The organism is Pseudomonas helleri (genome assembly GCF_045830615.1).
GTDB lineage: Bacteria > Pseudomonadota > Gammaproteobacteria > Pseudomonadales > Pseudomonadaceae > Aquipseudomonas > Aquipseudomonas helleri.
In genome coordinates, this window is sequence record NZ_CP174501.1 from 713,604 (window position 1) to 728,904 (window position 15,301).

At 59.7% G+C, this 15,301-nt stretch carries 15 protein-coding genes; 10 read left to right on the forward strand and 5 right to left on the reverse strand.

From position 1 onward, the window contains the following. Nucleotides 1–140: 140 nt before the first annotated feature. Nucleotides 141–1,061, reverse strand: a complete 921-nt coding sequence (locus ACJJU9_RS03325; RefSeq protein WP_407730054.1) for a histone deacetylase — start codon at nucleotides 1,059–1,061, stop codon at nucleotides 141–143. Nucleotides 1,062–1,151: 90 nt separating this feature from the next. On the opposite strand from ACJJU9_RS03325, the gene ACJJU9_RS03330 reads away from it, so the two are divergent. From ACJJU9_RS03330 to ACJJU9_RS03340, 3 genes are all read left to right on the forward strand, one after another. Then, nucleotides 1,152–1,721 carry a GNAT family N-acetyltransferase gene (locus tag ACJJU9_RS03330; protein WP_123752059.1) on the forward strand — a complete coding sequence of 190 codons (570 nt, stop codon included), beginning with the start codon at nucleotides 1,152–1,154 and terminating at the stop codon, nucleotides 1,719–1,721. An 84-nt stretch (nucleotides 1,722–1,805) separates the two neighbouring features. After that, nucleotides 1,806–2,675 (forward strand): acyl-CoA thioesterase II, encoded by an 870-nt coding sequence (gene tesB, locus ACJJU9_RS03335; RefSeq protein WP_123752060.1) that lies wholly within the window; start codon nucleotides 1,806–1,808, stop codon nucleotides 2,673–2,675. Beyond that, entirely contained in the window at nucleotides 2,672–3,262 is a 591-nt protein-coding gene (locus ACJJU9_RS03340) for an HAD family hydrolase (RefSeq protein WP_048390604.1), read from the forward strand. The genes tesB and ACJJU9_RS03340 overlap by 4 nt, the downstream gene beginning before the upstream one ends. A gap of 94 nt (nucleotides 3,263–3,356) precedes the next feature. Here ACJJU9_RS03340 and ACJJU9_RS03345 read toward each other — a convergent pair whose 3' ends face one another. Next, a complete protein-coding gene (locus ACJJU9_RS03345) occupies nucleotides 3,357–4,340 on the reverse strand; it encodes an alpha/beta hydrolase (RefSeq protein WP_407730055.1) in 984 nt (327 codons plus the stop codon). After that, nucleotides 4,341–5,234 carry a neutral zinc metallopeptidase gene (locus tag ACJJU9_RS03350; protein WP_407730056.1) on the reverse strand — a complete coding sequence of 298 codons (894 nt, stop codon included), beginning with the start codon at nucleotides 5,232–5,234 and terminating at the stop codon, nucleotides 4,341–4,343. A 311-nt stretch (nucleotides 5,235–5,545) separates the two neighbouring features. Between ACJJU9_RS03350 and pcaQ the strand changes: the two genes are divergently transcribed. The 3 genes from pcaQ (at nucleotide 5,546) to pcaG (ending at nucleotide 7,910) form a co-directional block, all read left to right on the forward strand. Continuing rightward, the gene (gene pcaQ / locus ACJJU9_RS03355) at nucleotides 5,546–6,475 is read left to right on the forward strand and encodes a pca operon transcription factor PcaQ (protein ID WP_407730942.1); all 930 of its coding nucleotides are present in this window, start codon (nucleotides 5,546–5,548) and stop codon (nucleotides 6,473–6,475) included. Nucleotides 6,476–6,573: 98 nt separating this feature from the next. Further along, the gene (pcaH, locus tag ACJJU9_RS03360) at nucleotides 6,574–7,293 is read left to right on the forward strand and encodes a protocatechuate 3,4-dioxygenase subunit beta (protein WP_048367478.1); all 720 of its coding nucleotides are present in this window, start codon (nucleotides 6,574–6,576) and stop codon (nucleotides 7,291–7,293) included. Nucleotides 7,294–7,304: 11 nt separating this feature from the next. After that, the gene (gene pcaG, locus ACJJU9_RS03365; protein ID WP_048367476.1) at nucleotides 7,305–7,910 is read left to right on the forward strand and encodes a protocatechuate 3,4-dioxygenase subunit alpha; all 606 of its coding nucleotides are present in this window, start codon (nucleotides 7,305–7,307) and stop codon (nucleotides 7,908–7,910) included. 49 nt (nucleotides 7,911–7,959) lie between these two features. Here pcaG and ACJJU9_RS03370 read toward each other — a convergent pair whose 3' ends face one another. Beyond that, nucleotides 7,960–9,678: an FAD-dependent oxidoreductase gene (locus ACJJU9_RS03370; RefSeq protein WP_407730057.1), complete on the reverse strand. Its 1,719-nt coding sequence runs from the start codon at nucleotides 9,676–9,678 to the stop codon at nucleotides 7,960–7,962. 151 nt (nucleotides 9,679–9,829) lie between these two features. Between ACJJU9_RS03370 and ACJJU9_RS03375 the strand changes: the two genes are divergently transcribed. The 4 genes from ACJJU9_RS03375 to ACJJU9_RS03390 all read left to right on the forward strand — a co-directional run bounded on the left by ACJJU9_RS03375 (nucleotide 9,830) and on the right by ACJJU9_RS03390 (nucleotide 13,551). After that, a complete protein-coding gene (locus ACJJU9_RS03375; RefSeq protein WP_048367474.1) occupies nucleotides 9,830–10,609 on the forward strand; it encodes an IclR family transcriptional regulator in 780 nt (259 codons plus the stop codon). Nucleotides 10,610–10,716: 107 nt separating this feature from the next. Further along, on the forward strand, nucleotides 10,717–11,772 hold the full coding sequence (locus ACJJU9_RS03380) for a Gfo/Idh/MocA family protein (protein WP_407730058.1): 1,056 nt from the start codon (nucleotides 10,717–10,719) through the stop codon (nucleotides 11,770–11,772). Between the two features lie 11 nt (nucleotides 11,773–11,783). Continuing rightward, nucleotides 11,784–12,599 (forward strand): sugar phosphate isomerase/epimerase family protein, encoded by an 816-nt coding sequence (locus tag ACJJU9_RS03385; protein ID WP_407730059.1) that lies wholly within the window; start codon nucleotides 11,784–11,786, stop codon nucleotides 12,597–12,599. A gap of 64 nt (nucleotides 12,600–12,663) precedes the next feature. After that, the gene (locus ACJJU9_RS03390) at nucleotides 12,664–13,551 is read left to right on the forward strand and encodes a DMT family transporter (RefSeq protein ID WP_048367469.1); all 888 of its coding nucleotides are present in this window, start codon (nucleotides 12,664–12,666) and stop codon (nucleotides 13,549–13,551) included. Nucleotides 13,552–13,646: 95 nt separating this feature from the next. Here the strand turns inward: ACJJU9_RS03390 and ACJJU9_RS03395 are convergent, their stop codons facing one another. Further along, complete coding sequence (locus tag ACJJU9_RS03395) at nucleotides 13,647–14,978, reverse strand: MFS transporter (protein WP_407730060.1); 1,332 nt, start codon at nucleotides 14,976–14,978, stop codon at nucleotides 13,647–13,649. Nucleotides 14,979–15,301 lie beyond the last annotated feature (323 nt).

Genomic DNA, 15,301 nt, shown 5'->3' on the forward strand with positions numbered 1-15,301 from the left:
CAACCTCGCTCTTGCACAGGCAAGGGCTGTACGAAAAACGTACAGCTTTCTGCAGGCCATACGCACCGTGGCCTGCAAGGGCTTTCACTCAGGTTATCCACAGGCAGTTCCACAGGCATTGTGGGTAAAAGACCCACAGCTTAATGACCGCCTGATGACAACCAGACCTTCTGCGCGCTGTGGTGCAAGATCCCGTGGCGCCGTGCCAGCGCCTTGCGGTCTTTGCTGTAGCCGCCGCCAATCACGCCCATCACCGGAATATCCCGGCCCAGACAATGGCGCATCACGCTTTCATCCCGTGCCGCGACACCTTCATCGGTCAGCTTCAAATAGCCCAAGGCATCGTCTTTATGCACATCCACGCCTGCGTCGTACAACACCAGATCCGGCTGATACAGCGGCAACAGGTAATTGAGCGCCTCGTCGACCACCTGCAAATACTCGGTGTCGCCCATGCCCATGGGCAGGCCGATGTCCCAGTCGCTTTGCGCCTTGCGTGCCGGAAAATTCTTTTCACAGTGCAGGGAAACGGTAATGGCCTCCGGCGTATGTTCAAGAATCCGCGCCGTACCATCGCCCTGATGCACGTCACAGTCGAAGATCAGCACGCGGTTCACCCGGCCGCTTTCCAGCAAAAAATGGCTGATCACCGCCAGGTCATTGAAGATGCAAAAGCCCGCCGGGTGATCGTAATGGGCGTGGTGGGTGCCTCCGGCCAAATGGCAGGCCAGCCCGTGTTCAAGGGCCTGTTCGGCGGCCAGCAGTGAGCCGCCCACGGCGCGAATGGTCCGCCGCGCCAGGGCTTCACTCCAGGGCAAACCCAGGCGGCGTTGATCTTCACGGGCCAGTTCGCCGGCCATGTAGCGCTCGATATAGGCGCGGTCATGGGCCAGCGCGAGGATATCCACAGGGCACAGCTCGGGGCGCAGCAAATCGGCGTCGCGGGTCAGCCCGGTGTCGATTAGGTGATCGTGCAGCAGGCGGAACTTGTCCATCGGGAAGCGATGCTCCGCGGGAAACTCCGGGCTGTAGTCTTCGTGGTAGATGAGCGGTACGGGCATAAGGATTTCACGTCGGAACGAGCGCTGGATATTAACAGCGCTGTACACTGCTGGGCATGTGCAAAGCCCGGTAACCACTGGAGAGGCCTGATGGAGCAGATCAAAGAGTTGGAAAGTCCGCGTTTGCGCCTGCGCCCCTGGCGTGACACCGACTTGCCAGAGTTCGCTGCCCTGTGCGCGGATCCGCAGGTGATGCGGTACTTCCCGGCGCCCCTGAGTCGCCTCGAAAGCGCAGCCCTGATTGGCCGTTTTCGCGGTCACTTTGCCGAATACGGCTACGGTATGTGGGCATTGGAGCGTAAAGACACCGGCGCCTTTATTGGCTGCACCGGGCTGTTAAATGTCAGTTTTGCCGCTGCATTCACCCCGGCTGTTGAAATAGGCTGGCGACTGGCGCCTGAACATTGGGGGTTGGGCTACGCCAGTGAGGCGGCCTGGGCGGTGTTGCGCTGCGCCTTTGATCGGCTGGCGCTGGATCAAGTGGTGTCGTTCACCAGCGAGCCCAACCTGCCATCGCAAAAGGTCATGCAGGCCATCGGCATGCAACGTGACCTGGACGGCGACTTTGAACATCCCAAGCTGGTTGAAGGTCATCCACTAAGGCCGCATGTGCTGTATCGCATTTCACGGGCACAGTGGCTGGAAACGTTGCACGGTTAAACGGGCTGAGGCCTGAGCCGAAATTTTTTGTTGGCCGACGTAGCGAAGATTACGACGGTATTGCTCTGTGTGAGGAGAGTCTGAATGAGCCAAGTATTGGATGATCTGGTCAACTTGTTGACCCTGGAACCGATTGAAGAGAACCTCTTTCGCGGTAGCAGCCAGGACTTGGGCTTTCGCCAGCTGTTCGGCGGTCAGGTGCTGGGGCAATCGTTGTCGGCCATGAGCCAGACCGTAGAAGACGCTCGGCACGTGCACTCATTGCACGGCTATTTTTTGCGCCCCGGCGATGCCAGTTTGCCCGTGGTGTACCAGGTTGACCGGGTGCGTGATGGCGGCAGCTTCAGCACCCGCCGGGTGACAGCCATCCAGAAGGGCCAACCGATCTTCACCAGCAGCGCGTCGTTTCAATACGATGAGAACGGCTTTGAACATCAAAACCCGATGCCCGACGTGGTGGGGCCTGAAAACCTGCCATCCGAGCTTGAGATGATTCGCCAGCGCGCGGACCTGATCCCTGAATCAATGCGTGAAAAACTGCTGTGTGCCAAGCCCATCGAGTTCCGCCCGGTGGTCGGTGAAGACCCGTTCAACCCCCAGGTCAGCGACCCGATCAAATACGTGTGGTTTCGCGCCGACGGCACCTTGCCCGACAACCTGGCCCTGCATAAGTACCTGCTGGCCTACGCCTCGGACTTCGGCTTGCTGACCACTTCGTTGTTGCCCCATGGCAAAGGCGTGTGGCAACGCGACATGCAAGTGGCCAGCCTCGACCACGCGTTGTGGTTCCACGGCGAACTGCGCATGGATGACTGGCTGCTCTACGCCATGGACAGCCCGTGGGCCGGTAACTCGCGCGGGTTCTCGCGCGGCAGTGTCTACAACCGCGCGGGCAAACTGGTCGCCTCTGTGACGCAGGAAGGCCTAATCCGCCACCGCAAGGATTGGGCATGACACTCAAGGACATCAAGCATTGGGTGTTCGACATGGACGGCACCCTGACCCTCGCCGTGCATGACTTTGCGGCGATTCGTCAGGCATTGGGCATCCCGCCCGAAGACGACATCCTGACCCACCTCAACGGCTTGCCCGCTGACGAAGCGGCCGCCAAGCATGCCTGGTTGCTGGAGCATGAGCGCGAATTGGCATTGGCTTCCACGCCAGCGCCGGGCGCAATCGAGCTGGTGCGCGACCTGGCTGCCCGTGGTTACCGCCTGGGCGTGCTGACGCGTAACGCTCAAGAGCTGGCGCACATCACCCTCAAGGCGATTGGTCTGGATCAGTGCTTTGCGCCGCAGGACGTATTGGGGCGCGAGAACGCCGCGCACAAACCCGACCCGGATGGTCTGCTGCAGTTGGCGCAAGCCTGGGCTGTCGCGCCGTCGAACATGGTGATGGTGGGCGATTACCGCTTTGACCTGGCATGCGGCCGTGCGGCCGGGAGCAAAACGGTGTTGGTCAATGTCCCGGACAACCCGTGGCCCGAACTGACCGACTGGCACGCCAAAGACTGCGCCGAACTCCACCAACTGCTGAATTGACTCCCCACCTCTGTAGGAGCGAGCTTGCCTCGCGATCTTTTAATCGATCAAAAGATCGCGAGGCAAGCTCGCTCCTACAAAGAGCAGGGCGAACTTACCTTGCGAACAGCGCCTTTTGCCCTTCTGGCGAGGTGAACATTTCATCGCCGTTGTGGCCAACCCCCGGCACTTCAACCAAGCGTTGGTTGAGCCCCTGCGGATGGCGCTGGGTCAGGTAGTCAAAGTAGTTGTGCCCGCGTATCAAGCGATACGCGCCCTGGGCTTCGGCTTCGCAGCTTTTATCCAGCGCCGGATGGTTGGGGTCGGTGTCTTTGGCCCCGAGCAAATAGGTAATGTCGCGGCTCACATAGTTTTGCTCAAGCGTGTGGTGCTTTTGCCCGGCCACGTAGGCGGGCAAGTCTTTCAGCCCGTATTTCCAGGTATTAAAACCGGGGCAGTTGGCCGGATCAAAGGTAGGCACCGGGCGCTGCTTGTCGAAATAAGCGTAGGACGACGGGTTGGCAATCACGTAACGCACCTTGATGCCTTCGGCCTCCAGGGCTTTGTCCGCCTGGGTGGTCAGGGCATAGCGCTGCGCCACTTGTGCACCGCCCGAATGCCCGGCGATGACCACTTCACGCAAATGGGGGAACAACTTGCGGTTGCCCAGGCGTTGCAGGATCTGGTCTATGGCCGCGTACGAACTCAAGGGGGTCGGACTGATCGCGGGCTCGCCGGCCATCCAGTCATTGGCGTGCCAGCGCAGCACATCGTTGGGCAACGTGTGGCGGGTGCCATCGCTTTCGTTGAGAAACTGCGGCGCAATCACCAGGGTTGTGGATAACTGTCCGGCTTGCGTCGCGGCTTTTTCGCCACTCTCCAGATAGGTTTGCGCATTGCGCAAGCGGCCATGGATCACAATCAGCGCCCGCTGCACATCGGGCAACGGTTGATTCCAGTTTTGACTGAGCCCGATATTCAGCTCGCTCGCGCCGATCTTCATCTGATCGGGGCTTAACACTTTGACCCCGTGTTCTGCGGCCATCGCCGAAGAACACGCGAGCACCAGACCGACGACTGCCATCAACCGTTTTGCCATTTAAAGCCTCGCTGCCGAAAAGGTGTCGCACTGATTAATATCGCCGTTGGCAAAACCGGTCTTGAACCACCTCACGCGTTGCGCAGAAGTGCCATGGGTGAACGAGTCGGGCATTACGCGCCCTTGTGACTGCTGTTGTAAACGGTCATCACCAATGGCAGTGGCAGCATTTAGAGCGGACTCGATGTCGCCGGGTTCCAGCCAGTCGTGACGTTTTTGCGCAAGGTTGGCCCACACCCCGGCCAGGCAGTCAGCTTGCAGTTCCTGACGTACCAGTAAACCGCCGTCACCCTCCATGCGTTTGCCTTGCTGGCGGGCCATCTGCATTTTTGACGAAACCCCCAACAGCGTTTGCACGTGATGCCCCACTTCATGGGCGATCACATACGCCTGGGCAAAATCCCCGGCGGCCTTGAAGCGTTGGGCCATCTCCTGGAAGAAACTCATGTCCAGATAAACCTTCTGGTCAGCCGGGCAATAAAAAGGCCCGCTGGCCGCCGTTGCAAAGCCGCAGGCCGAACTGACCTGGCCGCGAAAGAGCACCAGCGTCGGGTCTTTATAAGTACGACCTGACTGCTGAAACACCTGGCGCCAAGTGTCTTCGGTGTCGCCCAGAATCGCCCGTACAAAGTCTGCTTGCTGATCATTGGCAGGCGGCGCATGGCCTGCTTGCTGCGTCACCTGAGGTGACGACTGCTCCGTCAATTGGCCGCTGAGCTGGCCGAGAATCTGCAAAGGGTCCTGACCGGTGAGCAGGCCAATCCCGACAATCACCACCACCGCCATCAGGCTCAAGCCTTTACTGCCGCCGATGCGCATTCCTCCACCGCCACCGGTACGTTGATCGCGCACGTCTTCAACGTTGTCGCTACGGCGGCCTTTTTTCCATTGCATGGAGGATTCCTCTGATAAATCTGTTTATTGAGTGTTGCTGCTCGGTAGGCACAGCGCCAGCCCGGCTGTCAGACGTTTGTTGAGAGATTTACATACGACGCTAAAACGCTGCAATTGTTGTAGTCGCTGTCGAGGCACGAGGCTGCGATGCGGGCCGCAGGACCGCTGTCCAGGGTTGATTCGAAACCCCTCGCAGCCTCGTGCCTCGACAGCGACTACAGGGTATATAAATTGAGATTTCTTAATGCAGTTTGCGACCTTGGACGTAAGTGGTTGAATAGGCCCGCCGATTAGCTATGAGTACGACCCCTGTGAACATCGATACCCGCATCAAATACCGTCATCTGGTGTGCTTTCTGGAGATGGCACGCCAAGGCAGTTTGGCGCGGGCGGCGGATGTGTTGGCGGTTAGCCAGCCGGCCATGTCTAAAACCCTCAAGGAGCTTGAAGAGCTGCTGACGGTGAGTCTGTTTGTGCGCAGCAAAAGCGGTATCCGTCTGACCGAGGCCGGGGTGGCTTTCCTGCGTTATGCGACGCCGTCGGTGCAGGCTTTGCGCGAAGGGGTGAACGCCTTGCGCGGGGGCGAATACTCCGGGGGGACGGTGCGGCTGGGGGTGTTGTCCACCGTTGAGAGCCTGCTGGTGCCTGAGTTGGTGAGCCGCCTGCATGCCCGCCATTCGGGGCTGGTGGTGAGTATCGTGACCGGGCCGAGTGCGTATCTTTTGTCGCAGTTGCGTGTCGGTGATGTCGATCTGGTAATTGGGCGCATGACCGACAGCCCGGAAATTCAGGGCATGAATTTTGAACACCTGTACAGCGAATCGATGACCCTGGTGGTGCGGCCGGGCCATCCGTTGCTGCAAGGCCCGCTGGACCGTAGCCAGCTGGAACGCTACCCGCTGGTGTTGCCGCTGGCCAACACCACCATCCGCACCTTTGCTGACAGCCTGTTTGTGCAGTGCGGCATCAGCCAGTCGCGCCAGCGTCTGGAAACCCTGTCAGTCACGGTGAGCCGCCGCTACGTGCTGCGTAACGATGCGGTGTGGATCGCCCCGCTGGATGCCGTGCGTCTGGACCTGGCCAGCGGCGAACTGCATGAAATTGACCTCGGGCAGCGTGAGCCGGGCGGTTCTATCGGCATTTGCAGTAACGCCCATGTGCCCATGTCGGTGGCGGCCCAAGGCTGTGTCGAGGTGCTGCGTGAGCTGGGGCATGCTTATGCCGAAGGTGTTTATCCATAACCATTTGGTTATGTTTTGGATTGGCCTTTTCAATAGTGCTTGAACCTCTGTTGTTTAAAACTGGCGCCTGGCCTTTATAAAAACAACAGGAGATCGACATGTCTGATGCAGACAGCCGGCGCTTTATCATCCGTGACCGCAACTGGCACCCCAAAGCCCTGACCCCTGACTACAAAACCTCGATTGCCCGTTCCCCGCGCCAGGCGCTGGTGAGCATCCCGCAATCGGTGAGCGAAACCAGTGGCCCTGATTTTTCCCACCTCAAATTCGGCAAGTTCGACAACGACCTGCTGTTGAACTTCAACAATGGCGGTTTGCCGGTCGGTGAGCGGATTTTGCTCTCGGGTCGTGTCTGCGATCAATACGGCAAGCCGATCCCGCACACCTTGGTAGAGATCTGGCAAGCCAACGCCGGTGGCCGTTATCGCCACAAAAACGACCGCTATCTGGCCCCGCTGGACCCCAACTTTGGTGGCGTGGGCCGCACGCTCACGGACAGCCAGGGCTATTACAGCTTCCGTACCGTCAAGCCCGGCCCTTACCCGTGGCGCAACGGCCCCAATGACTGGCGCCCGGCGCATATTCACGTGTCGATCAGTGGCCCGTCGATTGCCACGCGCTTGATTACCCAGTTGTATTTCGAAGGCGATCCGCTGATCCCTATGTGCCCGATCGTCAAATCGATTGCCAACCCTGAGGCGGTGCAAAGTCTGATTGCACGGCTGGACATGGGCGCCGCCAATCCGATGGATTGCCTGGCCTATCGCTTTGACATCGTGCTGCGCGGTCAGCGCAAGACTCACTTCGAAAACTGCTGAGGAGCCTCGTCATGCCTATCGAACTGCTACCCGAAACGCCATCGCAAACGGCTGGCCCTTACGTGCATATCGGCCTGGCGCTGGCCGCCGCCGGTAACCCGTCCCGCCCGGAAGAAATCTGGAACGACATGGCCAAGCCTGACGCGCCGGGCGAGCACATTGTGCTGGTCGGCAACGTCCATGACGGCAATGGCCATTTGGTCCGCGACTCCTTCCTGGAGTTCTGGCAAGCCAACCACGAAGGCGTTTACGACGAACATTTCGACGCCGAGAAGCCTTTCAACAGCTTCGGCCGTACGGCCACAACCTTTGATGCCGGAGAGTGGACGCTCAACACGATCAAGCCGGGCGTGGTCAAAAACGCCGCAGGTGTGCCGATGGCGCCGCACATCAACGTGTCGCTGTTTGCCCGCGGGATCAACATTCATTTGCAGACCCGCCTGTACTTCAGCGACGAGCCGGAGGCCAACGGCAAATGCCCGGTGCTCAACCTGATCGAGCAACCGCAACGCCGTGAAACCCTGATTGCCCATCGCTGCGAAGTGAACGGTAAACCGGCGTACCGTTTTGATATCTATATTCAAGGCCCGAACGAAACGGTGTTCTTCGACTTTTAAGGGCTGTATGTGGGAGCAGGTTAACCCGCCTGACTCCCACCTCAATGCCTCACTCGTACTGCGTCACCCCCGCCATATGCCGCCCGGCGATGTAGCCAAACGTCAGGGCCGGCCCAAGATTTATCCCACCCGCCGGGTAGTACCCGCCCATGATGCTGGCCATGTCCGTGCCTGCCGCATACAAGCCTTTTATCTCCTGACCGTCTGCGTTCAGCACTTGAGCGTGTTCGTTGGTTTTGAGCCCGGCAAAGGTGCCAAAGCAGCCGGGTTCGACCTTGATCGCGTAAAACGGCCCTTTGCTGATCGGTGCCACGCAAGGGTTGGGCTTATGCAGCGGGTCGCCTTGCTTGCGGTTGTACGGGGTTGAGCCGCGCCCAAACTGTGGGTCCTGGCCTGTTTGCGCGTGGCGGTTATAGTCGTCCACGGTGGTTTGCAAGCCCTTGGCGTCAATGCCGCACACGCGGGCCAGGCCTTCCAGGGTGTAGGCGCTTTTCAGGTAGCCGGACTGGATAAACGGCCCCACGGGGATGGGAAACGGCCGCGAGATGCCGAGCCCGTAACGGCGCTGGAAGTCATGGGTGCAGATCAGCCACGAAGCGACCGGTTCACCGGCTGGCGCTTGTTCCACCATGGCCGTGACGTAATCGTAGTAGCCATTGGCTTCGTTGACGAAGCGCTGGCCGTTGCTCAATACGCCAATGATTCCCGGCTTGGCGCGTTCAATGATGTGCGGAAAGTGCCCGATGCTGCCGTCGCTGTGCGTGACGCGGGACACCGGAGCCCAGGCGACCGTGGAGTGCAAGTCGCTGTTGATCTGCCCGCCAGCGCTTTCACCGAGGGTCAGACCATCGCCATTGACGCCCAGCGGCGGCAGGGCCAAGTGTTCGTGGCCGGTCGGTGTGCGCGGAAACAGCGCCTTGCGCCGCTCAATATCATTGGCAAAGCCCCCGGCGGCCAGCACCACCGCTTTGCGGGCGCGAATGCGGATGTCCCCGCGTGCTGTTTTGACCACCGCGCCAGTAACGCCTGCCTCGTCCTGAGTGAGTGATGTGACCGGTGCGGATTCCCACAGCAATACGCCCAAGTCTTCAGCCGACTTGGCCAGTCGCGCCACCAGCGCCACGCCGTTGACCAATTGCAAGGCGCGGCCATGCAGGGCGAGGTCAATCATGTGGCGGCCAAAGCGCTTGGTCACGTGCCAGGCGGCCGGCAGTGAGCGTGTCAGGTTGAGAAAGGCCGCAAGGTCCGGCCCGGCCATAATCGGCATGCCCATAAAACTGGTTTCGCGCATGGTTTTACGCAGCCGCTTGAGCAGCTTGCCGACCTCGCGGCCGTTATAGGGCGCGGCGATCACCGAGCGCCCGCCAGTCCCGGCGCCAGGGGTGTCGCCGTGGATGTCGGCAATGGCGTTGCCATCGGCAAACTGCAAGCGGGTATGGCGCTCGAAGAACGCCACCATTCGCGGGCCAGCCTCCAGAAACGCGTCAATCATGGCCGGGTCGTAACGCTCGCCCAATTCATGTTTGAGGTAGGTGCGCGGCAATTCTACGTCTTCAATGATCCCGGCGCGTTTAGCCAGCGGGTTGCACGGCACCCAGGCCCAACCGCCGGACCAGGCCGTGGCACCGCCGAAGACCGCATCCTTTTCGACCACGATAACTTTTTGCCCGTGCCAGGCGGCCGTGACGGCTGCGGACAAACCGGCCGCACCGGAGCCGACAATCAGCACATCACAGTCGATAACGTCAGGTTGAGGGGCTGCGGTCATGGTGGGGCTCCGGATTGAATCATTTTTGGAATTGAGTTCCAAAATATAAAGATTTGCTCTAAAAACAACAACCCCGAGTGTGTTTGTTCAGTTCCAGCTTTTGCGTTTGCGGGTTTACCTTTTAGAATCCTTTCATTTGCGAGGGCTTTGTATGGCTGGCAGTCAGATCGAACGGGTGTTCAGTGTGCTTGAGAGTCTCACGCAGGAGCCTCGCGGCGTGCCGATGCAGACGCTCGCCGAGCAATTGGGCATCCCTAAAAGTGCGACCCACCGCTTGCTCACCGAGTTGGTGCGGTTGGGCTATGTGCGGCAAAACAGCGAGAACAGCCGTTACCATCTGTCGACCAAGTTGGTCGCCATGGGCTTTCAATACCTGGCCAGCAGCGGGGCCGACATTGTGCAGCCGATCCTTGATCGGCTCGCCCAGGAAACCGGCGAACTGGTGCGTTTAGGTGTGGTGGACGGTGAGCGCCTGACCTGGATCGCCAAGTCCCAGGGCGCCCGTTCTGGCTTGCGCTATGACCCGGACATGGGCCGCGATGCGCCGCTGTATTACACCGCGTCCGGGCATGCTTGGCTGGCCAGCATGAGCGATGCCATGGCTTTGGCACAGGTTGAACGCCAGGGCATTACGCCCCCCGAAGGTGTGGGGCCGAATGCGCCGCACTCTAATGTGGAGTTGCTCGAGCGTCTGCGTATCGCCCGCGAGCAGGGCTATGCCTGTGTAGAAGAAAGCTCGGCGATTGGCACCAGCGCCATTGCTGCTGTGGTGCGCAGCCCGCTGGGCAAGCATGTGGTCGGCGTGTTGAGTGTGGCAGGCCCCAGCGCACGCCTGCCTCAGGCCCGCTTGCACGAGCTGGCGCCATTGCTGCTGCAGTTCACCGAGGAGTTGTCAGTGGCCTGTCAGGCATCTGAACTGTTCGACGCCTGACGGCTAAATTGAACGGAGTGGTTAATTTATCTTGCAAGAAAGTGGAACCAGATTCTAAATTAATCGGAATTCTGTGATTCCATAATTCTTACAAGAGGATCAGCATTTTGAACGCTCCACTGCGTATCGCTTTGGTGGGCGCCGGCATCATGGGCCGCCAGCACCTTCATCATCTAAAAGGCCTCGACAGCGCTGTGCTCTGCGCGGTCGCAGACCCTGCGCCGCAGTCGGCCGGGTTTGCGGCGCAATGCGGGGTCGAATGGTTTGCTGACACGGCGCAGATGTTGGCGGCCGCAAAGCCCGATGGCGTGATCATCGCAAACCCCAACACCTTGCACGTGAGCACGGCGCTGACCTGCCTGGCAGCGGGTGTGCCGGTGCTGCTGGAGAAACCCGTAGGCGTGGATCTGGCAGAAGTGCGTACGCTGGTGGCGGCGTCGCGGGACAGCGGCGTGCCGGTGTTGGTGGGCCATCATCGGCGCCACAACCCGTTGATTGTGCGGGCGCATGAGTTGGTGCACAGCGGGGCGCTGGGGCGTCTGAGTACGGTGACCGCGTTGTGGCAACTGCAAAAGCCCGAGAGCTATTTCGACATTCCGTGGCGGCGTGAGGCCGGGGCGGGGATGTTATTGACCAACCTGATCCACGACCTGGATCTGCTGCGCCACTTGTGCGGCGAAGTCCGTCAGGTGCAGGCCATCACCAGCAATGCCGTGCGCGGCTATGGCAATGAGGACTGTGCGGCGGTCTTGCTGCAATTTGATAACGGTGCCCTCGGCACGTTAACCGGCTCTGATGCCGTGGCCGCGCCCTGGAGCTGGGAACTGGACTCGGGGGAAAACCCGGTGTATCCGCGCCAGAGCGATCAACCCTGCTATTTGCTGGCAGGCACCGGTGGGGCGTTAAGCATCCCGCAGCTCAAACGCTGGCATTACGCCGAGGACGGCGCGGGCTGGCACCAGCCGTTGCTGGTCGAGCAAGAAGCCTTCAAGCCCGATGAAGCCCTGCGTTTGCAACTGGAACATTTTGTTCGGGTGATTCGACGCGAGGTTGCGCCGTTGGTGAGTGCGGCGGATGCCGCCCGCACCCTGGCGCTGATTGAAGCCATTCGTGAAGCCGCTGCCACTGGCCGGGCCTGCGCCCCAGCCCCTATCGACGCCTGAAAGAGCCCACTATGAATTCTCGTCCTTTGTCCCTTGCTGCCCTGACCGTGCTGGAAGTCTCGCCGGTCGACATGATCGACATTGCCGCCCGCACTGGCTACAGCCATGTCGGTCTGCGCCTCGAACCTGCCACGCCAGAGGAGTATCACTTCCCGCTGGTCAATGACCCGGCTTTACGCAGGCAAACCCTCAAGCGCCTGCACGACACCGGTATCAAAGTGCTCGATATCGAGATTCTTCGCTTGAAGCCGCAGACCTGCGTGTCAGATTTCGACAAGATCCTGTCTGTGGGCGCTGAATTCGGCGCCACCGAGTTGCTGGTGGCCGGCAATGACCCCGATGAACAACGCATGTCCGATAACTTTGCGCAATTGTGTGACTTGAGTCGCCCTTACGGGATCTATCCTCATCTTGAGTTCATGCCGTGGACCGATGCCAAGAACTTGCAGCAGGCGGTGCGGGTGGTTGAGCAGGCGGGCCGCGTCAATGGCTGCGTATTGGTCGATGCCTTCCATTTCAACCGCTCTGGCTCAAGCCTTGAAGACCTGAGCCGGGTAGAGCCGTCGCGCATGCGCTATATGCAGTTGTGCGACGTGGCGGGTCCAACGCCCGATGACATGCAGGAAATTTTGCGCCAAGCGCGTAATGAGCGGCGTTTTCCCGGTGACGGTGACTGCGATTTGCTCGGCTTGCTGAGATTGCTGCCCAAAGACATACCGCTGAGCCTTGAAATCCCCTGCGTAGAACTTCAGGCACAAGGCGTCAGCGCCGAACAACGGGCGCAATGGGCGATTGATAAAACCCGGGTGCTTTTGCAACAGCTGTAGTGCGTAGCGCCCGGATGCGGGTGGCTGAGTGCTGTGAGTCCATTGCTCCACATTGAGGTGTTCGATGACATTGCCTACGCCACTCTCAGGCGTTAACCAGCCACTCAAGGGCATTCTGCTGATCGTGATCGCGACGGCGTTGTTCTCCAGTCACGACGCGCTCTCCAAGTACTTGAGCGGTTTGTATCCCGTAGTGATGGTGGTGTGGGCGCGCTATATGGTGCACACCTTGCTGATGGCCAGTTACTTCTTGCCGCAGTCGGGGCTACGGGTGCTGCGCAGCAAGCGCCCGTTGCTGCAGGTGTACCGGGCGATCTGCTTGCTGGGCTCCGGGCTGTTCTTCACCTTCGGGCTGCTGTACATCCCGTTGGCGGAAAACACCGCGGTTAACTTTTTGGCACCGTTATTGGTGGCGGCCCTGTCCGGGCCGTTGCTGGGCGAAAAAGTCACCCGGGGGCAATGGATTGCAGTGAGCTGCGGGTTTATCGGCGTGGTGGTGATCATCCATCCGGGGGGCGACTTGTTCACCCCGGCGGTGCTACTGCCGATGTCGGCAGCGCTGTGTTTCAGTTGCTACCAGATCCTCACGCGCAAACTCAGCCTGTACGACACACCGACCACCAGTAACTTTTTTGCCGGCTTGTTTAACGCACTGGTGCTGAGTGCGCTGGTGCCGTTCTTTTGGCAGACGCCGACCCTGGTGCATGGCCTCGAAATGCTCGCACTTGGTTCGTTGGGCATGACTGCGCACTTGCTCCTGACGCAGTCGTTCCGCCTCGCCGCCCCGGCATTGCTGGCGCCTTTCAGTTACTGCCAGATTGTGTTTTCAGGGTTGCTGGGCTGGCTGCTGTTCAACCACACGCCGGACCTGACCTCACGGATCGGCATCGCGATTGTCTGCATCAGCGGGTTGGCGGCGGCTTGGCAACAGCGCAAGAAAAGGGCGGTTTAAGATTGTGATAATTGGCGGTCCTGCGGCCCGCATCGCAGCCTCGTTCCTCGGCAGCGACTACAGCCCCTCTTCCTAAGAAGAGGGGCTGATCGAACTCAAACCTGCGGGATTTTTCGCGGGGCCATGAAGTACATCCACGTCAACGCAATGAAGTACATCGCCGGAATCATGGTGAACAACACGGTGTAATTGTTGTTGGTGACGGTCAGTACATAACCCACGATTTGCGTCATGAACATGCCGCCGATGGCCGCGCACATGCCGCCAAAGCCGAACACCGTGCCCATCATGTGTTTAGGCGTGTAGTCCATCACCATGCTCCACACGTTGGCGGTCCAGGCCTGGTGCGCGCCCAGGGCCAGTGCGATGGCGCCCACGGCAACCCACAGTTGGCTGGAGCCAGCCGCCATGACCACGCCGATGATGCATATCGCACACAGGAACATCGACACCAGCCGTGCCTTGACCGCCGCCATGCCGCGACTGATCAGCATCGAAGACAAAATCCCGCCACCGACGCTGCCGAAATCGGCCGTGACGTAGATGATGATCAACGGGATGCCCATCTGCGTCACGTTGATACCCAGGTTGTATTGTTGGTTCAAGAACGGTGGCAGCCAGTACAGGTAGAACCAGAACACCGGTGCGGTCAGCGAGTAAGACAACGCAAAGGCCCAAGTCCCGCGCATTTTCAGGATCGTGCCGAAACTGACTTTCTGTTGCTCCGGTTCTTTTTCGCTCTGGATGTACTCCAGTTCCTGTTTGCTCACCGTTGGGTGCTCTTCAGGGTTGTAGTACTTCAGCCCCCAGAAGATCAGCCAGATACCGCCCAACGCCGCCATGCACAGAAACGCGGCTTGCCAGCCCCACACATGCAGCACCAGAGGCAACAGCATCGGGGTGAACATGGCGCCGACGTTGGTCCCGGCGTTGAAGATACCGCTGGCCACTGCGCGCTCACCGGCGGGGAACCACAGGCGCGTGGTTTTCACGCAGGCCGGGTAGTTGGCGGCTTCGGTCAGGCCGAGAATAAAGCGGCACATCATAAAGCCGACGGCCGAGGTGGCCAGGCCGTGGGCGCCGGTCGCCAGGCTCCACAGCAACACGGCGCAGAAGAACACGCGTTTGACCCCGATCCGGTCGATCAGGCGACCTTGCAGGACGAAGCCAATGGCGTAGCCCACCTGAAACCAGAAGTTGATGTTGGCGTAGTCCATCGCCGTCCAGCTCATTTCTTTAGCTAGAATCGGTTGCATCACGCCCAGTGCGGCGCGGTCGATGTAGTTCAGCGTGGTCGCGAAAAACACCAGAGCAAGCATGCCCCAGCGGGTTTTACCAATGGCCATGGCGCCGCGAATCTTGTCGCCAATACCGGCGTGCGGGGTGCTTTGGGCAGAGTTGACGTGTGTCGATTGAGAAGGGGTCATGGCTATTTACCCGTCCGTTGAAAGGTCGGGCACCACGCAGGCGGCAGAACAAAGCAGGGCGTCATATTAGTAAGAGCAAGCATGAGCGGTTACCCGTTTTTTGGAATTCTTATGTGGTGTTGTGCAGCATTTGTTGCAAAAGGTACGGGTTGGATGGTGGCGAGTGGACAAAAAATCGTCAATTCAACAAAGGGCATAGTGTTCGATAATCGCACGCAAAACTAACCGGTTGGTACAGACTGGTTGCTCAATGATAGGGTGCCCTTAATAATCAGGCTATTAGAAATGCCGTCGGTTGCAGGCGAGGGCAATCATGGGAGTGT